The sequence below is a fragment of the Mycobacterium stomatepiae genome, assembly GCF_010731715.1.
GTDB lineage: Bacteria > Actinomycetota > Actinomycetes > Mycobacteriales > Mycobacteriaceae > Mycobacterium > Mycobacterium stomatepiae.
In genome coordinates, this window is sequence record NZ_AP022587.1 from 684,968 (window position 1) to 705,756 (window position 20,789).

The window sequence follows — 20,789 nt, forward strand, 5'->3', positions numbered from 1 at the left end:
CTGACGGGAGGAACTACGCGATAGAGCCCGGCGGGCGCGAGACACATTGCGCCAGGTACAGCGGCTCGCCCAGCTTGTCCATCAGCTGCAGCTGCGTCTCGAGATAGTCGACGTGGTTTTCCTCGTCGGCGATGATCTTCTCGAGCAAGAACGCGCTGGTGCTGTCTTCCTTCGCGCGGCACATGATGACGCCGGGCTTCAGCCGGGCCAATACTTCGTACTCGATGGCCAGATCCGCCTCGAACTGCTCGCGCAGTGTCTGACCGATCCGCAACGAGAACAGGCGCTGATAGTTCGGCAGGCCGTCCAGCAGCAAGATGCGGTCGGTGATCGCCTCGGCGTGGCGCATCTCGTCGAAGGACTCCGAGCGGGTGTGCTCGGCCACTTCGGTGAAGCCCCAGTTCTCTTGCATTTTCGAGTGCAAGAAGTACTGGTTGATCGCGGTGAGCTCACTGGTCAATTGCTCGTTGAGTAGACGCAGAACGTCCGCATCCCCTTGCATGATCACTCCTCCGGTGTCAGGACTCTGATGTTCCAGCGCGGCAGGTGCGCTGGGCTGGCGCGCGCCATGCCGGCCGTAGCAGCACTGTGCCACGCAGATTGGAATAGTTCCAGCAAGGTATGGCTGCGCTCACTAGCCGAAATAGCGATTCGTGGCGTAGTTAGGTTCGTCTAACCTACTTAGGTTAGACTCCCTTTATGTAAGGCCCGTTCGGGCTGGTCCGACCTGCGAAGGGTGTGTTGATGTACGTCTGCCTATGCGTTGGCGTCACCAACCACGCCGTGGCCGAGTGCGTCGCACGCGGTGCATCCACCTGCAAAGAAGTGGCCTCGGCGTGCGGCGCGGGCGGTGACTGCGGGCGCTGCCGGCGCACCGTGCGCGCCATCATCGAGGCATCCCAAAAACACGAGACCGAGCTCCAGCCCGCGGCATCGCTCTAGCCGCGCCGAGCTTCGTCGATTCCGTTTGCGCTCAGGGCTTTAACTCTTCCGCTCCGCGAACGAGGCCAGGGCAGCGGCGTTGGCGTGTGCGCCCATCAGCTCGGCGAAGTGGGCATTCTCTCGCGCGGTCGCGGCCACGATGCCGGGCCGGATCGGTTCTGTCATCGTGTGTTTGACCGCCATCAGGCTCGAAACCGGCCGGGAGGCAAGGACTTCGGCATGCCGACGGGTTTCGGGCAGCAGCTCTTCCGGCTCACAGACCCGCCACACCAGACCCATCCGCAGGGCCTCCTGCGCGTCGACCCATTCCGAGGACATCAACAACCACGCGGCGCTCTGGCGACCCACCAACTGCGGCAGCAGGTAGGACGATGCCGCCTCGGGGGCCACGCCGAGGCTGGTGAACGGGCATTTCAGCCGCGCTGTCGACGACATGAATGCCAGGTCGGCATAGCCGAGGATGGTGGCACCGATTCCCACGCCGACGCCGTTCACGGCGCAGATCAGTGGTTTGGGAAACGCGCTCAGCGCATCGATCAGGCCGGGGAATCCGTGTTTGCCAGGAGTGAACTCGGGGTCCGTGATGCGCGCCTGCATCTCGGCGAGATCGGTGCCGGCGGAAAAGCCGCGCCCGGTCCCGGTCAAGACGACGACCGCGACCTCAGGATCGTCGGCGGCGGCCAACAGGGCCTCGGCGGTGGCGTCGTACAGCGCTTCGTTGAAAGCGTTGAGCGCCTCGGGCCGGTTCAGCGTCAGGGTGCGCACCCGGTTGGTGTCATCGATCAGCAGCGTCACCGCTGCAGCCTAACCTCGCGACCCTGCCGGTCCGAGTTCACCCGTTGCTATAGACACGGGTGGGTGCGATCAGCACGACGGCGCGACGTTCCAACGCCATCATCCGGTCGTACTCGTCCCAGTCCTCGTGAGTCCCGCCGGCGGCGGTGAAGACCTCGCGAAGCAGCAGCCGCAATTGGTCGGCGCCGGCAAGCCACGGCTGCGAGTCGTCGGGCCCCACCAGCTCCGCGCGTCCTTCGACGGTCGCCCACTGCCAGCCGTTGCGGTACGTTACGGCCAGTTGCGGTCGCTCGCGGAGATTGGCCAGTTTGACTTTGCCGTAGGTGGTGAAGCCGAGGACCGGTTCACCGGTCTGCGGGTGCGGTAGCAGACCGACGTTGACCAGCGACGCCTGCACGGTTCCGTCGGCGCGAACGGTCGAGATCACCGCTAATCCGCTTTCCTCCGCCGCCAGCGCCACAGCGTCTTTGAGTGTGGCCATCTCGTTCCCCTTACGTACGAAACGGTGTCCTGAACACGTAGCGACTCGTTGCCACCGAGTCGATGTTCTCGTTGGCGCCGAACGCAGCAGTGCTGGCAACCATCCGGCCCAGGCGGTCCTTCAGGTCGTCATCGTCGGTGGCACCGAAAAATGCGTGCAAATCGGCTATCGCCTCCGCGGGGAACAACTCCTCGACGATCCCCGAGATTCCCGGGGCGTCCGCAGTCAGTGCCCGCACCACCCAGTTCTGGGTGTAGCCAAACGTCGACTGGGTTTCGATCGCCACGGATGTCTGGTGTAGCTGCCATCGGTCCAGCCAGAACGCCTGCTCCATCTCGGCCGGTCTACGCAGCAATACGACGTTCGCGAACCCGATTGTGCGACAACCGGGTTCGATATCCGGACCGGGCAGCGGAGTCGATTCGGTCACCAGGTAGGCGGACAGCTGCTCACATTCCGCGGCGAGCAGCTCCAACGCGGCGGTCATTTGTTCGCCATAGCACTGCTGGGTCCACATGCTCACCACGGCGGCGACGGGCGGGTCCAGGACCGTCATCGTCATCAGCGAGTTGCGCACCGCGGCATCCCGGACGTTGACTGCCAACCCGGGCAGGCCCAGGCCTAACAGGGCGTCCGCGACCGGACCCCGCTGGCGGGCACACCATTCGTCGTTCGAGTCGGCGCGCCGCAGCACCGCGATCACCTTTTCCATAGGCAGAACCTACAGGCGGCGCCGCCGCGCGATGCAGTAGTCGCTCCCGGAACGAACTATCGTGATTTCCGTTGACGATGCCCGGCGAATGCGTTGGCCGACGAGAGCAATCCCAGCTGTCGACGCCCTGACGGACGTGCCGGCCGCCATCGCCGAGTGACGCTATTTCACCAACCGCACCTGCTGTTCGCTGCCGATCGACTCCCCGATGATCGCGGCCAGTCGCCGATAGGATTCGTCGCGGCCGCTCGACGAGCGGAACACCAGGCCGATTCGCCGGCCCGGGCGCGGGGTCGCAAACTGGGCGAGCCCGAGCCGGCTTCGCGCGGCCTCGACGGGCGCGGCGCTCTGCGGGATCAGGGTCACTCCCAGGCCGCCGGTCACGCATTGCACCGCCGTCGCCAGTGAAGCGGCTCGAGTATCGGCGAGTTCGGCTCGCACACCGGCCTTTTGGCACACGTCGAGAGCTTGATCCCGGAGGCAGTGGCCTTCGTCCAGCAGCAGCAGCGGCAAGTCGGCCAATGCCGCGGTGGGCACCCGGCGTTTGCCCGACAGGGGGTGTGCGGGCGGTACCGCGAGCAGAAAGTCCTCCTCGTAGATCGGGACCTCGGTGATCCCGCTGGTGCCGTCGGGCAGTGCGATCAGCGCCGCGTCCAGCGACCCCTCGCGCAGCGCCGCCAACAGCCGTTCGGTTTGGTCCTCGATGACCCGCAGCGTCAGCGTGGGCAAGCGACTGGCGCGACCGGCCAGCACCGTGGGCAGGACGTAGGGCGCGACCGTGGGGATCATGCCCAGCCGCAGGGTGCCCTGCAGCGGATCCGAGGTGCCCCCCGCCGCCGCGGTGAAAGCCTCCGCCGCCTCGACCACGGCTTGGGCCAACGGCAGCAGCTGCGTGCCTTCCGGTGTCAAGCGGACACGCCGCGTCGAGCGCTCGACGAGGTGGGTGCCCAGGCCCGTTTCGAGGGCGGAGAGCGACTGCGAGAGAGTCGATTGACTGACCCCGAGAGCCTTTGCGGCACTTCCGAAATGGTGCTTCTCGGCGACCGCGGCGAATGCCCGCAGCCCGGCCAGGGTCGGTTGAAAAGTCTTATCGGTCATGCCTATAAGTATAGTGTGATATATCACCTTTACTTCAGGCACCGCGTGCGGCAACATGGTGAGGGGCACTTAAACTTGACTAAATCTAGATAAGGAGCGGATATGACACTGCTAACGATCGGCGACCAGTTCCCCGCTTACGCGCTCACCGGGCTGATCGGTGGCGACCTGTCGAAGGTCGACGCTCAGCAGCCCGAGGACTACTTCAAAACCTTCTCCAGCGATGACCACGAGGGCAAGTGGCGAATCGTGTTCTTCTGGCCGAAGGACTTCACCTTCGTGTGCCCGACCGAGATCGCCGCGTTCGGCAAGCTGAACGACGAGTTCGAGGATCGCGACGCGCAGGTGCTCGGCGTCTCGGTGGACAGCGAGTTCGTGCACTTCCAGTGGCGGGCCCAGCACGAGGACCTCAAGAAGCTGCCGTTCCCGATGCTCTCGGACATCAAGCGTGAACTTGCCCTGGCTACCGGGGTGCTCAACGCCGACGGCGTCGCGGACCGCGTGACCTTCATCGTCGACCCCAACAACGAGATCCAATTCGTCTCGGCGACCGCGGGTTCCGTGGGGCGTAACGTCGACGAGGTGCTGCGGGTGCTGGATGCTCTGCAATCCGACGAGCTGTGTGCCTGCAACTGGCGCAAGGGCGACCCGACCCTGAACGCCGGCGAGCTGCTCAAGGCTTCGGCGTAGCCAGAGGAGGCGAAATGACCATCGAGAATCTGAAGGAAGCGCTGCCGGAGTACGCCAAGGATCTGAAGCTCAACCTGGGCTCGATCGCCCGCAGCACCGTGTTGAACGACGAGCAGCTCTGGGGCACGTTGTTGGCAAGTGCCGCGGCGACGCGAAACACCCAGGTGCTGGCCGAGATTGGCGCCGAAGCGGCGGACAACCTCTCTGCCGAGGCGTACCAGGCGGCGCTGGGAGCCGCGTCGATCATGGGGATGAACAACGTGTTCTACCGTGGCCGCGGCTTCCTGGAGGGCAAGTACGACGACCTGCGGGCCGGCCTGCGGATGAACATCATCGGCAACCCGGGTGTGGACAAGGCGAATTTCGAGCTGTGGTCCTTCGCCGTGTCGTCGATCAACGGGTGTTCGCACTGCGTCGTCGCGCATGAGCACACCCTGCGCGAGGCCGGTGTTGATCGCGAAGCGATCCTGGAAGCCCTGAAGGCGGCCGCGATCGTTTCCGGGGTGGCACAGGCGATCACCGCCGCCGAGACGCTGGCGAGTGTCGGCTGATCGCCGCTTGCTGACGACTCGCCTATGACGCCAACCTGGGTCTCACATGCGATCTGGTGGCAGGTCTATCCCTTGGGTTTCGTGGGAGCATTTCCCACGCCCGAGGGATCGGCCCCGCCGGGTCCGGGAGAACACCGGCTGCGGCGCCTCGCCGAATGGTTCGACCACGCTATCGAGCTGGGGGCATCCGGAATCGCGCTGGGGCCGATCTTCGCCTCGCGCACACACGGATACGACACCACCGACCATTTCCGGATCGACCCCCGCCTCGGTGACGACGACGATTTCGACTACCTGATCGCGCAGGCCCGAGCCCGCGGCCTGCGGGTCTTAGTCGACGGTGTCTTCAACCATGTCGGGACGGACTTCGGCCGCTACTGCGACGCGACACGCGACGACGGGGCCGCGCACTGGTTTCGTGGCCGTTCGGGGCGATTTCACACCTTCGAGGGGCATTCCGAACTCATTACCCTCAACCACGACAATCCGGACGTCGTCGACTACGTCGTCGATGTGATGGCGCACTGGTTGCAACGCGGCGCGGATGGCTGGCGTCTGGACGCGGCTTACGCAGTGCCGCAACAATTCTGGGCTACCGCTTTGCCAAGAGTGCGTGAACGGCATCCCGACGCCTGGTTCGTCGGCGAACTCATCCATGGCGACTACGCGGCGATCGTCGAGCAGGCTACGTTCGACTCGGCCACTCAATACGAGCTGTGGAAGGCGATCTGGAGCAGCCTCAACGACGGCAACTTCTTCGAGCTTGACTGGGCACTGCAGCGGCACAACACCTTCCTGGCCAGCTTCGCACCGTTGACGTTCATCGGCAATCACGACGTCACGCGCATCGCCAGCCGCCTGGAAAACACCGATCATCTGCCGCTCGCGCTGGTGTTGTTGCTGACGATCGGCGGGGTGCCCAGCGTCTACGGCGGCGACGAATTCGGATTTCGCGCCGTCAAAGAGGAACGGTACGGCGGCGACGACGCGGTTCGCCCGGAATTCGCCTCTCCCCCATTGTCTTTGGACGACTTCGGCGCCGAGATATGGCGACTGCACCAGTTCCTGGTTGGACTGCGTCGTCGCCATCCCTGGCTGCATGCGGCCACGACCACCGCGCTGCGGCTCACCAATCGGCACTACGTCTACGAGACGCGTAGCGGCGACGACGCACTGTTGGTCACCTTGAACGTCGACAACGAGCCGCTGCGGCTGGTGCTTTCGGAGCTGGGCGCGGCGCGCGCCGAGGTGCTCGCCGGATCCTCCGCGCCGCCCAGCGACGTCGTCGGCGAGCTGACCGTCGAGCCGCATGGCTGGCGAATCCTGCGGCCCGCCTAGTCGTGGAGCTGGGCCAGCGTCAGCTCGTCCCGCTTGCCGTCGTAGTAATTCTCGAGCAGCGTGGTGAAGTCTTGCCCGCCGTCGTCGGCGGCGAGGGCGAACAGCGTCATCGACGAACGCAGCTTGAGATCATCCGGTGAGCCGAAGATCTCCGCGATCGAGCGGCCCTGCACCCGATTGACCAGTTGAGTGCACTCGTGCAGCCGCGGCCCGAGCAGCTCATGCCGCAGATATGCGCGGGCCTCCTGCAGCGACGAGATGCCGTAGTGCACTGCCGTCGGACTGCTGCCCAGGCCTCGTAGCTGCGAGAATATGTACCACATCCAGTGACCGCGTTTTCGTCCGCCGCGCAACTCCTCGACAACGGACCCGTAGACCGGGGCCTGCGCGACAACGAAGCGTGTCAGATCGAAGGGATCGTCTGCGGAGTCCATATGACTACGGTGACATACATGGTGGTCAAACGACGCATGCCCAAAGCCCGTGACCTGGCTCCGCTGATGCAGTTCAAGCGGCCTGTGTTCGACGCGACCAGGCGCCGGCTCGACGCGGCCTTCACGATCGACGATCTGCGTCGCATCGCCAAGCGGCGGACCCCGAAGGCGGCATTCGACTACACCGACGGCGCGGCCGAGGACGAGCTGTCGCTCGAACGTGCCCGACAAGCCTTCCGCGACATCGAATTTCATCCGACGATCCTGCGCGACGTCAGCACTGTGACCACCGGGTGGGACGTGCTGGGTCTGCCCGTGGCGTTGCCGTTCGGCATCGCACCGACCGGTTTCACCCGGTTGATGCAGACCGAAGGCGAGATCGCCGGCGCCGCCGCGGCGGCCAGGGCCGGCATCCCGTTCGCGCTCTCCACGCTCGGCACCTGCGCGATCGAAGACCTGGTGACCGCGGTCCCGCAGGGCCGCAAATGGTTTCAGCTGTACATGTGGAAGGACCGCGAGCGGTCGATGGCGCTGGTCAAACGCGCCGCCGACGCGGGATTCGACACCCTGCTGGCCACCGTCGACGTGCCGGTCTCCGGAGCGCGGTTCCGGGACAACCGCAATGGCATGACGATCCCGCCGTCGTTGACGCTGCGGACCGTGCTCGACGCGGTGCCGCACCCGAAATGGTGGTTCGACCTACTGACCACCGAACCGCTGGCGTTCGCGTCGCTGGATCGCTGGCCGGGCACCGTCGGCGAATACCTCAGCACGATGTTCGACCCCAGCCTGACCTTCGACGACCTGGTCTGGATCAAGCAGCAATGGCCCGGCAAGCTCGTGGTCAAGGGCATCCAGACGCTCGAAGATGCGCGCGCCGTGGTGGAGCGCGGTGTCGACGGCATCGTGCTGTCCAATCATGGTGGGCGCCAACTAGATCGGGCCCCAGTGCCCTTTCATCTATTGCCGGTGGTGGCCCGCGAACTCGGCAAGGACACCGAGGTCGTGGTGGACACCGGCATCATGTCGGGCGCCGACATTGTCGCGGCGATCGCGCTCGGGGCGCGGTTCACGCTCGTTGGGCGGGCCTACCTGTACGGGCTGATGGCCGGCGGCGAGGCGGGGGTCAACCGCGCGATCGAAATCCTGGAGAGCGGGATACTGCGCACGATGCGGCTGCTGGGTGTGAGGAGCCTCGAGGAGCTTTCACCCGCGCACGTCACGCAGCTGCGGCGGCTCGGACCGGTCGGGTAACCGGCGGGAATCGCCGCGGATGCGAATGAGTTGGAGTACGCGCGCCGCCAGCGGTTGCGGGCCCCTGTGAAACCTGCCAAGGTGGTGACGTGAAATTCGGGTTCGTGTGCGGCCGGGCCTGCCTCAACTTCGCCGGCACGATGAAACACCGCTACACCTCGCGCGAGGAGGGGATGACCAGTCCGCAGCTCCTCTCGGAATGGGCCGTTCAGGCCGGGCTGGTGGACTCCGGTATCGAGGTCAGCGACCAGGATCTCGCCACCGCGATCGAAGTCCGCGAAGCCATCTTCCGGACCGCCACCGCGCGGCTGGACGACCGCCAGCCGGAGCCGGCCGACGTCGACCTGCTCAACCAGCGGGCGGCGCAACCTCAGCTGACGCCACGACTGCTCGTCAACGGCGGCACCTGCCGCGAGGGCACCGCGCCGCAGCTGATTGCCAGCCTGGCCGCGGATCTGCTCGACCTGCTCGCCGGGCCCGGCATCGCCAACGTCAAGCGGTGCGACCACCCGAACTGCTCGTTGCTCTACATCGACTCCTCACGGGCCAAGAATCGCCACTGGTGCGGCATGGCCACCTGCGGCAACAAAGCCAAGGTCCAGGCCTTCCGTGCCCGCCAGCGCGCTGCGGCCAATTGAAGGCCAACTGACCTAGTCGTCGACCGACGTCACACCCGAGGCCGGAGTTTGGTGGGGAACAAAAGGCACTCGGCAAAGGTTGAGCGCAGCAGACTAAACCTTTGGAGTGCAGATGTCTGAATCTAAATCAGTGCCGGTGCTGTTCGTCACCGACACGATCGTGTTGCCCGGAATGGTGGTTCCGATCGAGCTGGACGATGCCGCGCGGGCGGCCATCGACGCGGCGCGGGCCAGCGAATCGGGTGAACTGCTGATCGCCCCGCGGCTCGAGGACCGGTACCCGTCGCACGGCGTCATCGCAAAGATCCTGCAGGTTGGACGCATCGCCGGCAGTGGCGGCACCGCGGCCGTCGTGCGTGGCGAGCGCAGGGCGCAGATCGGCGCCGGAGCCACCGGCCCGGGCGCGGCGCTGTGGGTCGAGGTGACCGAGGTCGCCAACACCGAGCCCACCGACGAGGTGAAAACTCTTGCGGCGGAATACAAGAAGCTGCTGCTGGCCATGCTGCAACGGCGCGAGGCCTGGCAGATCATCGACTACGTCAACAGCCTGACCGACCCGTCGGCGCTGGCCGACACGTCGGGATACGCCTCGTATCTGACCGATGTGCAGAAGCGCCAGCTGCTGGAGACCGTGGACGTCGCCGAGCGGCTGCGGGTGCTGATCGACTGGACCAGCGATCATTTGGCCGAAGTCGAGGTCAACGACAAGATCGCCGAGGACGTCCGCGACGGCATGGAAAAGACGCAGAAGGAGTTCCTGCTGCGCCAGCAACTCGCCGCCATCCGCAAGGAGCTGGGCGAGGGCGAACCCGACGGGTCCGACGACTACCGCGCCCGAGTGGAAGCCGCCGACCTGCCCGACAACGTCCGCGAGGCCGCGCTACGCGAGGTCGGAAAGCTGGAACGCTCCAGCGACCAGAGCCCGGAGAGCGGCTGGATACGTACCTGGCTGGACACCGTGCTGGACCTGCCCTGGAGCGTGCGCACCGAGGACTCGACCGACCTCAAGGCGGCCAGGGCGATACTGGATGCCGACCACCACGGACTGGACGATGTCAAGGACCGCATCGTCGAATATCTGGCCGTGCGGTCGCGGCGGGCTCAGCGGGGTCTGCAGGTCGTCGGCGGTCGCGGCTCCGGTGCCGTGATGGTGCTGGCCGGCCCGCCCGGTGTTGGGAAGACATCGCTGGGCGAGAGCGTGGCCAGGGCGCTGGGCCGCAAGTTCGTCCGTGTCGCCCTGGGTGGCGTGCGCGACGAGGCCGAGATCCGCGGGCACCGGCGCACTTATGTGGGTGCGTTGCCCGGAAGGATCGTGCGCGCGATCGGCGAGGCGGGATCGATGAATCCCGTTGTGTTGCTGGACGAAATCGACAAGGTCGGTTCCGACTATCGCGGCGACCCGAGCGCGGCGCTGCTCGAGGTGCTGGACCCGGCGCAGAACCACACATTCCGCGACCACTACCTGGATCTGGACCTCGACCTGTCCGACGTCGTGTTCTTGGCCACCGCCAACGTGATCGAAAACATCCCGTCGGCGCTGTTGGACCGCATGGAGTTGGTGCAGATCGACGGTTACACCGAAGACGACAAGGTCGCCATCGCCCGCGAATACCTGCTGCCGCGGCAACGGGAGCGGGCGGCGCTGACCAGCGACGAGGTCACCGTCACCGACGCGGCGCTGCGCAAGATCGCCGCCGACTACACCCGCGAGCCGGGGGTTCGGCAGTTCGAGCGGCTGCTGGCGAAGGCGCTGCGCAAGGTGACCACGAAGATCGCCGAAGGCGGGCCGGAGAACGGGGTAATCGTCGACGAACCCGAGCTGGTGGATTACCTTGGCAGGCCGCGGTTTACACCGGAATCGGCGGAACGCACCGCGGTGCCCGGCGTTGCCACCGGACTGGCCGTCACCGGCTTGGGCGGCGATGTGCTCTACATCGAAGCCGGGGCAACCGACGGCGAACCCGGGCTGCAGCTGACCGGTCAACTCGGCGACGTGATGAAGGAATCCGCCCAGATCGCGCTGTCCTACGTCCGCTCGCACGCTACCGAGTTGGGCGTCGACCCGAAGGTGCTGGACCGGCGCATCCACGTGCACGTGCCCGCGGGCGCGGTGCCCAAGGATGGCCCGTCGGCCGGTGTCACGATGGTCACCGCGCTGGTGCCGATGGCCGCCGGACGTCAGGTTCGCTCCGACGTCGGCATGACCGGCGAGGTCACCCTGAACGGCCGGGTGCTGCCGATCGGCGGTGTCAAGCAGAAGCTGTTGGCGGCCCAACGTGCCGGTCTGTCAACGGTTTTCATCCCGCAGCGCAACGAGCCGGATCTGGATGACGTGCCGGCCGAAGTGCTCGAGGCGCTGACCGTCAGGCCGATGACCGATGTCGCGGAGATCGTGGCGCTGGCATTGGAACCGACGGCACCGGCTGCCACCGCTGCCGCGTAACCGAACGAGTCGCTTCCCGGGGGGATGGCCGGAAAGGTTTCGGCCTCCCCCGGGTCCGGGTACGCCTTCGGGCAGGGGAAAACCGGCCGGGGGGTATTACCTCTTCCCGTTAGTCAGTAGACGCGGGGGTGACGAACAAGAAATCACAGCTGTGACGTCGCCGAATGGTGGCGTAGCGGCTGGATAAGGAGTTCACGATGAGGTTGAACAAAATCGCTGCCAGCACTGTGATCGCGGGCGCTTTGACGTCCGGTGCACTCGGGATGGGGGCCGGGTTGGCTCAGGCCCACCCGAACGACCCCTGGGTGCCGGGTTGTAACGGGCCGGGTGTGAATTGCAACGGGCCCGGCGATCCGCTTCCGCCGGGACAGCGCGGGGCGCCACCGCCGGGGCATTGGAATGATCCGATCGGCTACGGCCTTCCTGCCGTCTGGAATCCGCCGAACGCGCCGGGCGCGTACCCGGTGGTGTGGAACCCGAATGTTTCGGCGTGGGGCGTGTACCTCACACCGAATGGCGTGTTCATTCCTTACCAGGGATAGCACGGCACTGCGGCGGCCGCCCCTAACACGGGTGCGGCCGTTCGCGTTTAGCGGCCCGACACCGCCTAACGCTCTGTCGCACTTGACAATTGAGCCCGTAACGGCCGGGGATCGCGCCGGCCTGTTCGCTGTTGCAGAATGGGCGGTATGACCGGTTTTGGGGATCGTAAACGGCAGGTAGTGCATCGCATTCAACGGCTGGTGGTCAATCCGGTGGGTCGGCAATTGCCGGTGACCATGCTCGAGACGACTGGTCGCAAGAGCGGGCAGCCACGCCACACCCCGGTCGGCGGGCGCGTGGTGGACGACAAGTTCTGGATGGTCTCCGAACACGGCGAGCACTCCGACTACGTCCGCAACATCAAGGCCAATCCCAGCGTGCGGCTGCGCCTCGGTGGTAAATGGCGCAGCGGAATCGCTCACCTGATGCCCGACGACGACGCGGTGCGGCGGCTCGGCGATCTCCCCCGGCTCAACAGCGCTGTGGTGCGCGTGATGGGCAGCGACTTGCTGACCATCCGGGTCGATTTGGACTGACTCGGCCACGGGTGTCGGCGCCGACGATTAGCGTCGACCCATGGCATACGACCGCGAACTCGCCAACCGGATCCGCGAGCTCTTGGCTCCGCAGCGCGGTGTCGACGAGAAGGCGATGTTCGGCGGCCTGGCGTTCCTGATCGCGGACACATGGCGGTAGCCGCCAGCGGCAAGGGCGGATTGATGGTGCGGGTGCCGCCCGAGGACACCGCCAAGCTGCTGGATCGCGCCCACGTCAGTCCCATGGTGATGGGCGGCCGCGAAACCCGGGGCTGGCTGCGGATCGACGCCGAGGGCGTGAAAACCAAACGCCAGCTTGAGAGTTGGGTGTCCCGCGGCGCCGGGTATGCGCGCAGCCTGCCACCGAAGTGATGTTTGTCCGCGCGCGTGGCGGGTACGCGCCGAGCTATGAGCAAGTCCGACGGGTCCAAGCAGTTGGTACGACGCGTGCTGAAGGCCGGCGGGAGGACCTACGCGGACGAAGCGGGAATTCGGATCAGCGATAAGCCGATGCCGCTATTCCAACTGCTGGTGTTGTGCATGCTTGCCAGCAAGCCTATCGACGCCGCGATCGCCATGTGCGGGGCGCGCGAACTGTTCGAGACGGGTTTGCGCACGCCCAAGGCGGTGCTGGCGGCCGAGCGGCAAACGATGATCAGCGCCTTCGGCCGCGCTCACTACGTGCGCTACGACGAAAGCTCGGCGACCCGCCTCACCGAGATGGCGCAGCGCGTCAGCGACGAGTATTTCGGCGATCTGCGTGAGATTGCCGAGCGCAGCCGGCATGACGCCGCCCTAGCGAAGCGAATGCTGAAGGATTTCAAGGGAATTGGTGATACTGGCGCCGACATCTACCTGCGCGAGGTGCAGGACGTGTGGACGTGGGTCCGTCCCTACTTCGACGACCGTGCCATCGCGGCGGCCAAGCAATTGGGCCTGCCCGCCGACCCCGTCAAGCTCGGAGCACTCGCGCCGCGGGCGAACGCGCGCCTGGCCGCCGCGCTCGTGAGGGCGTCGCTGGACGACGACCTGCGCAAGCGGATGGCCGGTTGACCGTTCGCATCGGCACCTCCGGCTGGTCCTACGACCACTGGGCCGACGTGCTCTACCCGGCCGGAACGCCGTCCGCGCGCCGGCTGGCCCGGTATGCGGAGGTTTTCGACACCGTCGAGCTCAACGCCAGCTTCTACCGCTGGCCCAAGGATTCGACGTTCGAGGGATGGCGTGACCGGCTGCCGCCCGGCTTCGCGATGTCGGTCAAGGCCCACCGCGGATTGACTCACTATCGCCGGCTGGGCTCGCCCGAGCCCTGGATCGAGCGCTTCGAACGATGTTGGCACCTACTGGGTGACCGGCACGGTGTGCTGCTCACCCAAGTGCACCCTGAATTACAGTGCGAGACAGCCTCCTTCGCCCGCCTGGATTCATTTCTGAATCGCATGCCGGCGCAGATCCGGGTCGCCGTCGAGTTGCGCCACCTGTCCTGGAATGTCCCCGCCGTGTACGAGTTGCTGGAACGCCACCGGGCCGCGTACGTGGTGATGAGCGGCGCTGGACTGGCGTGCATACCGCGCGCAACCACCGATCTGGTGTACATCCGGATGCATGGTCCAGGCTCCGATCCGATCTATACCGGCTCCTATCCGGACGACGAGTTACGGTGCTGGGCCGACCGAATTGCCGAATGGGAACGCGATGGCAGGGACGTGTGGATGTACTTCAACAACGATCTGGGCGGCCATGCCGTCCGCAACGCGCTCACGCTGCGGGATCTGGTGAGTTAACCGGACGCGAGTACGGTGGAAAACGCGATACGAACGGAGCATCATCATGGCCAGTTCGACTATCTTCGTCATCGTCGGCGGCGGACTTGCCGGAGCCAAAGCAGTAGAAGCGTTGCGCGACAGAGAATTTGGCGGACAAATCGTACTGTTCGCCGATGAGCCACAGCTGCCCTACGAGTGGCCACCGCTTTCCAAGGATTATGGCCGGCAAGAAGTCGCTGACCGACTTCACCGTGCAGAACTCGGACTGGTACATCGACCACGACGTCGACCTGCGGCGCGAGTTCGTCGCGTTCTGGCTCGATGGCGAGAATCGAGTGTTGGCCGGCATGAACGTCAACATCTGGGATGTGCTCGACGATGTCAAAGCCGTGATCCGATCCAGGTCGACCCCGGCAAGTTGGCCGACCCGCAGTCACCCCTCACTGATCTGCTGGGCTGACGGTTGGTCGACCGGCACCCATTCGTGGTCGATGACTTCCGGCGGGTGCTGCGCCTGCAAGCGCTCGCGTTCGGCACGACGGCGTTTGATCCGCAGCCGGGCATCGGCCGGCATCGTGACTAATTCGTCGCAGGTCAGGTAATGCACATCGTCGACGACATCGATGAGGTCGGCCGCGACCAGGCGGGAACCCAGCTCGCGCAAGGTCATTCGAAGCTCATGGGTGAACCGTAGCGTGGTGTCGCCACCAACGCTCGCGCGAAACGCGAGCGTTGGTGGCGATTCGCCGGACCAGCGTCGCGGGCGGGGTCGGCTCGGCGGGTCCGCCGGCCACGTTCAGCAGCATCGCCGGGTCGTCACTGAAGACCCGGCTGGCCAACTCGCCTTCACCGGGCCCGCGGTGCCCGATCTTGGCGATCGCGGTATCCAGCAGGGCGGCGGTGTCGGGCGACAGCGCGCGAATGCTGGCGAGGTTGCCCTCCTGAGCCATTGCCCGCAGCGTTGGGTCGGCGCGCAGCGCCACGACCAACTCGGCCATCTCCTCGGCGACACGATCGCTTTCCATGATCGCGCTCACGCCGGGCACCCGGGAGCCCGCCGCGGTGTGCTCCAGCGCCGCCGCCGTGACACCGGAGTCGATCAACCACAGCGCCGTGAGAATCCAGCCTTGGTGAATGCGGTCCCGCAGCAGCCGGACTCGCACCCCAAGGCCCGCGTCGGGCAACAGGGTCAACTGCGTGGCATCCCAATGTTCGATGGTCGCGGCGGTGCTGTAGGCCCGCGTGTCGGCCTTGAGGTGACGCAGCAGGCCCAGTGACCGGGTGGTGGCGACCGCCTTGGCGACCGACCCGAGCGCTCCGGCCGCCAGCCGGGGCTGCCCGAACGGCAGCACGTCGCCGACCTGCGGCTGATCGACCAGGGCCCGCCGGACCAGGGCCTTGTCGTCCCAGCCGAGCAGCTGGTGGGCGGCGACGACATTGGCCGACACCCCGACGTAAGGCCGGTGGCCGAACACCGCGATGGCCCTGCTGGCCCATTCGTCATCCACCACGCCGCCCAGCGCCAGCGCCTGACCCATCACCCGGCTGGCGGTGCGCAGCCCGCTCAACTGGACATCCAGGGTTATCGGGGTCAGCGGCCCGGGCAGCGCCTCGGCGAGGCCGTCGGTGGCGAAGACCGGGAACCGTGGATCGATGCGGTCGTCGAACTCACCCTCGATGCCGTCGGGTGCGGCGCTGAGCAACTCGTCGGAGGGCGCGGGGCGCGGCAGCACCTCCACGGGAAGCGCCATCTGCGCCCCGTGGCTGGTCGCACCGCCGGCACCGAGCCGGCGGCCTACGAGTCCACGCGCGGTGTCGGTGACCGCGTCAAACGCCGGCCAGCCGAACTCGAACATCCAATCCTCTTGCGCAGCAACGGTATCCATCGGGGGAATCAGTTCCGTCCAACCGCCGATCCGACGGCTTCGCGATCGGGGGTCGACGGCACGCAATAGCCGCCACGCCGTCACCACATTGATGGTGTCCGGGGTCGCCAGATCCACCACGCCGTTGCGGTCGGTGTTGAGCGCAAACACCAAGAAGCGCACCAGGTCGTCGAGGTGTAACACCCGCATCGGCTGCGCCGACACCTTGGTGCGCAGCAGCGAGGCCACGGTACGGCACACCATCCAGTCGAGCTGGCGGCCCACCGGCGGCGCGATCCGGACGATCAGGCTCGGCCCCAGGGCGGTGGATACCAGCTCCTCGGCCGGCTCGTACACCGCAGGGGCGCCAGCGGCCTGGGAGACGAACAGCAAGCGGGCACCGGCGCGGCCGGCCGCATGTGTCACGTACGCCACACCGTTGATGCCCGCGCTCCCTGGTGCACCGGCTTCGACCGGCGCCAGATGAATCACCGCGTCGGCTTCGTCGGCCAGTTCTTGCAGGATGGGGTCGCTCAGCGGCGCGCAGACGAACTCTACGGTCGGGTCCAGGCGAGCGTCGGGATACTCAGAGATACCGGTGACCGAGTGGCCGGCAGCAATCAGCTGCCGGGCAACCAGCCGCCCGACGGTGCCGGTGGCGTCGGTAACCAGGATGTGCACCTGGGCTCACCTCCCCCAACGTCGCCTCCGACAATATGCGCGCCTCTATCGCTGCGCGACTGTTACGCGGATTACAGTGCTCTAACCTGGGGTTTTATTTCCAGCCGGGTTACTGCAGGGTGGCGCTGCCGTCGGCTGCGACGGCGATCTTGGCGCCACCGATGTCTTCACGAACGGTGGCTTGCGCCATGCCGGGATCGGCGATGACCGCAAGTGCCCGGGACCCGTCCGGCGTGCGCACGGCAACGAAGGCCTTTTCGGGCTGCCCGTCGCGGTCGAACGGTGTCGTCCACGCTTCGACGGTGCCGACGCCTTCCCACTGCGCCAATCCGTCTCGGGTCGGTTCCTGTTCGACCACGGATTGCGCGTTCTCCCAACGGAATTTGGCTGGCGGCTCGGTGCTGTAGACGCCGAAGCTGTGCTTGGTCAGGTAGCCGCCGTTGGCGGTGATCAGGGCGCGGCGTCCGGGATTGGCCACCAGGAGCTCCGCCATGGTGGCAATCGAGTGCATCACGTAATTGCTCCACGGGCCGCCGGCGAACGTCAGCCCGCCGGTGGCCGTCAACGGGCGGGCTGGATCGTTAGTGCCCAATCCCAACTCGGCGGCCGCCACCTGAACGGCGGACGGGAAGCACGAGTACAGGTCGACGTAGTCGACATCGTCGATGCCGAGGCCGGCGAGCTCCAGGGCCCGCGCACCGGCGATCCGGATGGCTGCCGACCGGTACAGCTCGTCGCGATCGGCGATCGACGGCGTGTCGTAGGCGTCGGTGCCGGCGTGCGGGTAGATCCGGCGTTCGGCGGGGATGCGCAGGCGATTGGCCTGCTCGACCGAGGTCAGGATCAGCGCGGCGCCCTGATCGACCATGTTGTTGGAGTTCATCAGCTTGGTGTAGGGCCAGCTGATCATCCGGTTCCGCGGACCGGGCTGCGAGATCTCGGCCGCGGTCGACGGTTTGCGGATCCAGGCGTGCGGATTGCCGACGGCGACGGCGCTGAAGCGCGCCCACAGCTCGCCGATGCGGTTGCGGTGGTCTTCGATCGATTCGCCGTTCGCGATGCGAAGCGCCTGTTCGAACAGCGGGTAGACGTAGGCCGGCCGGTCCAGGCTGATCCGGATCTCGGCGTCACCGGCCATCGGCACATCCTCGCCGCTGACCGGCGCCATCGGCACGGATTCGTCCTGAGCCGTCCATTCGAGCCGGGCGCCGTGGGCCTTGAGTCCTCGCCGGGTGCGCCAGGTTTCGGCGCCGGTGAGCAGGACCACGCCGGCGCGGCCCTGCTGGATGTCGAGGCAAGCCTGGTTGAGCAGCGTCTGCGGCACGTTGCCGCCGATCGGGCTGTAGAGCGTCGTGAATTTCTGGGCGCCGATCCGTTCCCCGACCAGCAGCCCGGCGTCGCGGTAGGTCGCCGACAGGACGTTGACCACCCGGATGGAGTCCACGGCCTCGAGGACGTGGGCATCGGCGGCTTCGGCGGCGGCGGCGACCATCAGGTCGACTGGTTCGACCGAAGGTGTTTCCGGGTCGATCTCGTCACGGTGGTTGACCTGGCCATAGCCGATCAGCACCGGTGTTGTGGGGTCGACGGGCATGCGACGAATTTATACGGGCGCGAACAGCACCTGTTCGGCGATCAGCCGGTCGATCTCCTCGGTGCTCATGCCCAGCAGCGTCCGGCACAGCTCGCGGGTGTCCTGACCTGGCAGCGGCGCGGGCCGTTGCGGGGCCGGCGGGATGTGGCGGAACGGCGCGGGCCCGGTCTCCGCCGGCAGCGGCCGCTCCACCAGCGGATGCACCATGGCGCTGAGCAGCTTCCGCTCGATCAGCTGCGGGTCCTCGAGGAGGTCCGGTGGGCGATTCATCGGGCCGGCCGGAATGCCCGCCGCCTGCAGCGCCTCAGCGGCCTGCGCCGGGGTTCGCGTGCTGGTCCAGGCGGAGACCAGCTGCACCAACTCGGCACGATGGGCGGTGCGCGACTCCCCGGTCGCGAAACGCGAATCGTCAGCCAGCGGGGCCTGCTCGAAAAGCGTGGTGAGACATCTCCATTCGTTGTCCGAGCGGATGGAGATGACGCACCACTCGTCGTCTCCGGCGCACGGGTAGACGGCATGCACGCTGGTGTCGTCGCGGACTTCGGCGACGCCGGCCCCCAATGCGGCCTGTGTGACGAACAGGGTGTCCAGCTGGTTGACGACGACCTCGGCCTGCGAGATGTGCACGTGGGCCGGGGCGCCGGTCCGGTCACGCCGGATCAGGGCGGCCAGCGCGGCGATCGCGGTGACCCGCCCCACGATGTGGTCGGGGAAGATCGTCGTCGCGTCGTAGAACGCATGCCGGGCGCCGGCGGCGCGGGCCTCCTCGGAAGCCTCTTCGGAAGTCCAGAGACTGGTCACGCCGGTGGTGGCGCGGACCAGCGGGCCGTAGCCCATCCGCCTGCTCCACGGCCCGCGGTTTCCGAAGGCGCTGCTGCCCGCCAGCACGATGCGGGGGTTGATCTCGCGCAAGGTGTCGAACGAAAACCCAAGCGACGTAAGGGTTCCCGGCTTGAAGTTGGCGAACACCGCGTCGGCCTGGGTGACCAGCCGGCGAAAGATCTGCTTGCCCTGCTCGCTGCGCAGGTCGAGGCCCAGGGCCAGGTGGTTGCGGTGCGTCCAGGCGAACGACTCGCTCATCGCCACGCCGACCCGCGATTGCCGCAACCCGTCGGGATAGTTGGCGCTTTCGACCTTGACGACCTCGGCGCCCAGGTCGCCGTAGAGCCGGCTCAACTCGCCACCGGCAACGATCACGCCGAGATCGAGAATCCTCAGGTCCTGGAACGGATACTCCCCGGCCCGGCCCGACGGTGCGGCCGTCGCGGGGTCGGCCAGCCAGCGCGGTTCGTCGGCACCGGCGGCCGGCGCCGGGGTCCGGAAGCCGGCCCGTTCGTCGTCGACGACGAAGTAGCCGGTCGGGACGTCGGTGTGCACCCCGGGGACGAGCTCGGCACTGGTGATCGCGCCCACTGCCTGGAAGTGCTCGGAGGCCAGGATTCGCGACGGCGTCAGCACCGCGGAAATGGGGACGCCGTGTGACTGCCCCTCGGCCACCAGTTCCTTCATGGTCTTGTCGGCGAACAGCGCGTCCACCAGCACGCTGATCTGCGGCCATGCGGCGAATCGGGCGCCCAGCGTGTCGTAGCTGGGGTCTTGGAATTCCGCCGGCTCCCCCAGCCAGCGGCGCAGGCCGCGCCACTGCCGCGGCGCCATCACGCAGAGCCGCACATGCCCGTCGCGGCACGGGCAGATCGGATAGGGATCCTGGTTTTTCGGACGTCCCCGCCACGAGCTGGCCCGCTGTCCGGCGGTGGCCTGCCCGTGCGCGCCGAACGCCGGGTCCAGCGCCATCACGACCGCGTCGAAACGGGAGAAGTCGATGTAATCGCCTGTACCGCAACGCAATCTGTCGTAATACGCGACGAGTGCGGCCCAAGCCGCCTGCACGGCGGCCGTCGCCGTCGCGATGCCGTCGGGCGGCAGCACCGGGGCGCCGACGGTCGGTCCAGACCGCGACAGCGCGCCGGACATCGCGAACAGCACGGGGTCGGTCGCGCACCACGACGAGCGCGGGCCGGTAGCGCCGAAGTCGGTGATCGACAGCACGACCAGGTGCGGGTAGCGGTCGGCCAGCTCGGCACCCGAGGTTCCGAACGCGGCGGCTGCCCCGTCGACGACGATGTCGGCGCCCTCGACGAGTGCGAAGAAGCGGCGGCGGTCGTCGTCATCGCGCGCATCCAGGACCACGCTGCGCTTGTTGGCGTTGTGCACGGCGAACGGGATACTGGCGCCGGCCAGCGTCGGACGGTCGTCGCGCGCCGGGCTGCCGCCCGGGGGCTCGACTTTGACGACGTCGGCACCCAGGTCGGCGAGCAGTCTGGTTACCGTGTCGGTGACGCCGCCGGACAGGTCGAGGACGCGCACCGCGGCGAGCAACCTGTCAGCCATTCGCCCACCGTACCGGCCCCCACGACCAAATGCACAG

Annotated in this window: 19 protein-coding genes and 3 pseudogenes; 13 read left to right on the plus strand and 9 right to left on the minus strand. The window is 66.9% G+C overall.

Features of this window, described 5'->3' with window-relative positions:
- Positions 1-13 precede the first annotated feature (13 nt).
- Positions 14-502: a bacterioferritin gene (bfr, locus tag G6N54_RS03380; protein WP_163788575.1), complete on the minus strand. Its 489-nt coding sequence runs from the start codon at positions 500-502 to the stop codon at positions 14-16.
- A 242-nt stretch (positions 503-744) separates the two neighbouring features.
- Here bfr and G6N54_RS03385 point away from each other — a divergent pair, with 242 nt between their 5' ends.
- On the plus strand, positions 745-942 hold the full coding sequence (locus G6N54_RS03385; protein WP_163788576.1) for a (2Fe-2S)-binding protein: 198 nt from the start codon (positions 745-747) through the stop codon (positions 940-942).
- A 39-nt stretch (positions 943-981) separates the two neighbouring features.
- On the opposite strand, the gene G6N54_RS03390 is transcribed toward G6N54_RS03385, so the two are convergent.
- The 4 genes from G6N54_RS03390 to G6N54_RS03405 form a co-directional block, all read right to left on the minus strand.
- The gene (locus tag G6N54_RS03390; RefSeq protein ID WP_163788577.1) at positions 982-1,737 is read right to left on the minus strand and encodes an enoyl-CoA hydratase/isomerase family protein; all 756 of its coding nucleotides are present in this window, start codon (positions 1,735-1,737) and stop codon (positions 982-984) included.
- 37 nt (positions 1,738-1,774) lie between these two features.
- Positions 1,775-2,218, minus strand: a complete 444-nt coding sequence (locus tag G6N54_RS03395) for a PPOX class F420-dependent oxidoreductase (RefSeq protein WP_163788578.1) — start codon at positions 2,216-2,218, stop codon at positions 1,775-1,777.
- Between the two features lie 10 nt (positions 2,219-2,228).
- Positions 2,229-2,930 (minus strand): hypothetical protein, encoded by a 702-nt coding sequence (locus G6N54_RS03400; RefSeq protein ID WP_163788579.1) that lies wholly within the window; start codon positions 2,928-2,930, stop codon positions 2,229-2,231.
- Between the two features lie 162 nt (positions 2,931-3,092).
- Positions 3,093-4,028 (minus strand): hydrogen peroxide-inducible genes activator, encoded by a 936-nt coding sequence (locus G6N54_RS03405; RefSeq protein WP_163788580.1) that lies wholly within the window; start codon positions 4,026-4,028, stop codon positions 3,093-3,095.
- Positions 4,029-4,130: 102 nt separating this feature from the next.
- On the opposite strand from G6N54_RS03405, the gene G6N54_RS03410 reads away from it, so the two are divergent.
- The 3 genes from G6N54_RS03410 to G6N54_RS03420 are packed head-to-tail and all read left to right on the plus strand — an operon-like array spanning position 4,131 to position 6,607.
- Positions 4,131-4,718 carry a peroxiredoxin gene (locus G6N54_RS03410; RefSeq protein WP_163788581.1) on the plus strand — a complete coding sequence of 196 codons (588 nt, stop codon included), beginning with the start codon at positions 4,131-4,133 and terminating at the stop codon, positions 4,716-4,718.
- Positions 4,719-4,732: 14 nt separating this feature from the next.
- Complete coding sequence (locus G6N54_RS03415) at positions 4,733-5,269, plus strand: alkyl hydroperoxide reductase (RefSeq protein ID WP_163788582.1); 537 nt, start codon at positions 4,733-4,735, stop codon at positions 5,267-5,269.
- A 24-nt stretch (positions 5,270-5,293) separates the two neighbouring features.
- Positions 5,294-6,607, plus strand: a complete 1,314-nt coding sequence (locus G6N54_RS03420; RefSeq protein ID WP_163788583.1) for an alpha-amylase family glycosyl hydrolase — start codon at positions 5,294-5,296, stop codon at positions 6,605-6,607.
- On the opposite strand, the gene G6N54_RS03425 is transcribed toward G6N54_RS03420, so the two are convergent.
- A complete protein-coding gene (locus tag G6N54_RS03425) occupies positions 6,604-7,041 on the minus strand; it encodes a DUF1810 domain-containing protein (RefSeq protein ID WP_163788584.1) in 438 nt (145 codons plus the stop codon). The genes G6N54_RS03420 and G6N54_RS03425 overlap by 4 nt on opposite strands.
- 18 nt (positions 7,042-7,059) lie before the next feature.
- On the opposite strand from G6N54_RS03425, the gene G6N54_RS03430 reads away from it, so the two are divergent.
- From G6N54_RS03430 to G6N54_RS03470, 9 genes and pseudogenes are all read left to right on the plus strand, one after another.
- Positions 7,060-8,295 (plus strand): alpha-hydroxy acid oxidase, encoded by a 1,236-nt coding sequence (locus tag G6N54_RS03430; RefSeq protein ID WP_163794484.1) that lies wholly within the window; start codon positions 7,060-7,062, stop codon positions 8,293-8,295.
- 89 nt (positions 8,296-8,384) lie between these two features.
- Complete coding sequence (locus G6N54_RS03435; RefSeq protein WP_163788585.1) at positions 8,385-8,933, plus strand: CGNR zinc finger domain-containing protein; 549 nt, start codon at positions 8,385-8,387, stop codon at positions 8,931-8,933.
- A 112-nt stretch (positions 8,934-9,045) separates the two neighbouring features.
- Complete coding sequence (lon, locus tag G6N54_RS03440; RefSeq protein ID WP_163788586.1) at positions 9,046-11,376, plus strand: endopeptidase La; 2,331 nt, start codon at positions 9,046-9,048, stop codon at positions 11,374-11,376.
- A gap of 197 nt (positions 11,377-11,573) precedes the next feature.
- Positions 11,574-11,918 (plus strand): hypothetical protein, encoded by a 345-nt coding sequence (locus tag G6N54_RS03445; RefSeq protein WP_170313028.1) that lies wholly within the window; start codon positions 11,574-11,576, stop codon positions 11,916-11,918.
- Between the two features lie 147 nt (positions 11,919-12,065).
- Positions 12,066-12,455, plus strand: a complete 390-nt coding sequence (locus tag G6N54_RS03450; RefSeq protein ID WP_163788587.1) for a nitroreductase family deazaflavin-dependent oxidoreductase — start codon at positions 12,066-12,068, stop codon at positions 12,453-12,455.
- Between the two features lie 40 nt (positions 12,456-12,495).
- Positions 12,496-12,827, plus strand: a pseudogene (locus tag G6N54_RS03455) (TfoX/Sxy family protein).
- Between the two features lie 36 nt (positions 12,828-12,863).
- Positions 12,864-13,508, plus strand: a complete 645-nt coding sequence (locus G6N54_RS03460; protein ID WP_163794488.1) for an endonuclease — start codon at positions 12,864-12,866, stop codon at positions 13,506-13,508.
- Complete coding sequence (locus tag G6N54_RS03465; RefSeq protein ID WP_163788588.1) at positions 13,505-14,239, plus strand: DUF72 domain-containing protein; 735 nt, start codon at positions 13,505-13,507, stop codon at positions 14,237-14,239. The genes G6N54_RS03460 and G6N54_RS03465 overlap by 4 nt, the downstream gene beginning before the upstream one ends.
- Positions 14,240-14,285: 46 nt before the next feature.
- A pseudogene (locus tag G6N54_RS03470) lies at positions 14,286-14,517 on the plus strand (FAD-dependent oxidoreductase); the annotation flags it as partial.
- Positions 14,518-14,654: 137 nt separating this feature from the next.
- On the opposite strand, the pseudogene G6N54_RS03475 reads toward G6N54_RS03470, so the two are convergent.
- From G6N54_RS03475 to G6N54_RS03485, 3 genes and pseudogenes are all read right to left on the minus strand, one after another.
- Positions 14,655-16,767: pseudogene (locus G6N54_RS03475) on the minus strand (NAD-dependent epimerase/dehydratase family protein).
- A gap of 109 nt (positions 16,768-16,876) precedes the next feature.
- On the minus strand, positions 16,877-18,361 hold the full coding sequence (locus tag G6N54_RS03480; RefSeq protein ID WP_163788589.1) for an acetyl-CoA acetyltransferase: 1,485 nt from the start codon (positions 18,359-18,361) through the stop codon (positions 16,877-16,879).
- A gap of 9 nt (positions 18,362-18,370) precedes the next feature.
- A complete protein-coding gene (locus G6N54_RS03485) occupies positions 18,371-20,752 on the minus strand; it encodes a CoA transferase (RefSeq protein ID WP_163788590.1) in 2,382 nt (793 codons plus the stop codon).
- Between the last annotated feature and the right edge of the window lie 37 nt (positions 20,753-20,789).

Bases quoted from the DNA above. Each gene is read 5' to 3' on its own strand.
- bfr (WP_163788575.1), bottom strand. From the start codon at position 502: ATGCAAGGGGATGCGGACGTTCTGCGTCTACTCAACGAGCAATTGACC.
- G6N54_RS03385 (WP_163788576.1), top strand. From the start codon at position 745: ATGTACGTCTGCCTATGCGTTGGCGTCACCAACCACGCCGTGGCCGAG.
- G6N54_RS03395 (WP_163788578.1), bottom strand. From the start codon at position 2,218: ATGGCCACACTCAAAGACGCTGTGGCGCTGGCGGCGGAGGAAAGCGGA.
- G6N54_RS03400 (WP_163788579.1), bottom strand. From the start codon at position 2,930: ATGGAAAAGGTGATCGCGGTGCTGCGGCGCGCCGACTCGAACGACGAA.
- G6N54_RS03405 (WP_163788580.1), bottom strand. From the start codon at position 4,028: ATGACCGATAAGACTTTTCAACCGACCCTGGCCGGGCTGCGGGCATTC.
- G6N54_RS03410 (WP_163788581.1), top strand. From the start codon at position 4,131: ATGACACTGCTAACGATCGGCGACCAGTTCCCCGCTTACGCGCTCACC.
- G6N54_RS03415 (WP_163788582.1), top strand. From the start codon at position 4,733: ATGACCATCGAGAATCTGAAGGAAGCGCTGCCGGAGTACGCCAAGGAT.
- G6N54_RS03420 (WP_163788583.1), top strand. From the start codon at position 5,294: ATGACGCCAACCTGGGTCTCACATGCGATCTGGTGGCAGGTCTATCCC.
- G6N54_RS03425 (WP_163788584.1), bottom strand. From the start codon at position 7,041: ATGGACTCCGCAGACGATCCCTTCGATCTGACACGCTTCGTTGTCGCG.
- G6N54_RS03430 (WP_163794484.1), top strand. From the start codon at position 7,060: ATGGTGGTCAAACGACGCATGCCCAAAGCCCGTGACCTGGCTCCGCTG.
- lon (WP_163788586.1), top strand. From the start codon at position 9,046: ATGTCTGAATCTAAATCAGTGCCGGTGCTGTTCGTCACCGACACGATC.
- G6N54_RS03445 (WP_170313028.1), top strand. From the start codon at position 11,574: ATGAGGTTGAACAAAATCGCTGCCAGCACTGTGATCGCGGGCGCTTTG.
- G6N54_RS03450 (WP_163788587.1), top strand. From the start codon at position 12,066: ATGACCGGTTTTGGGGATCGTAAACGGCAGGTAGTGCATCGCATTCAA.
- G6N54_RS03460 (WP_163794488.1), top strand. From the start codon at position 12,864: ATGAGCAAGTCCGACGGGTCCAAGCAGTTGGTACGACGCGTGCTGAAG.
- G6N54_RS03480 (WP_163788589.1), bottom strand. From the start codon at position 18,361: ATGCCCGTCGACCCCACAACACCGGTGCTGATCGGCTATGGCCAGGTC.
- G6N54_RS03485 (WP_163788590.1), bottom strand. From the start codon at position 20,752: ATGGCTGACAGGTTGCTCGCCGCGGTGCGCGTCCTCGACCTGTCCGGC.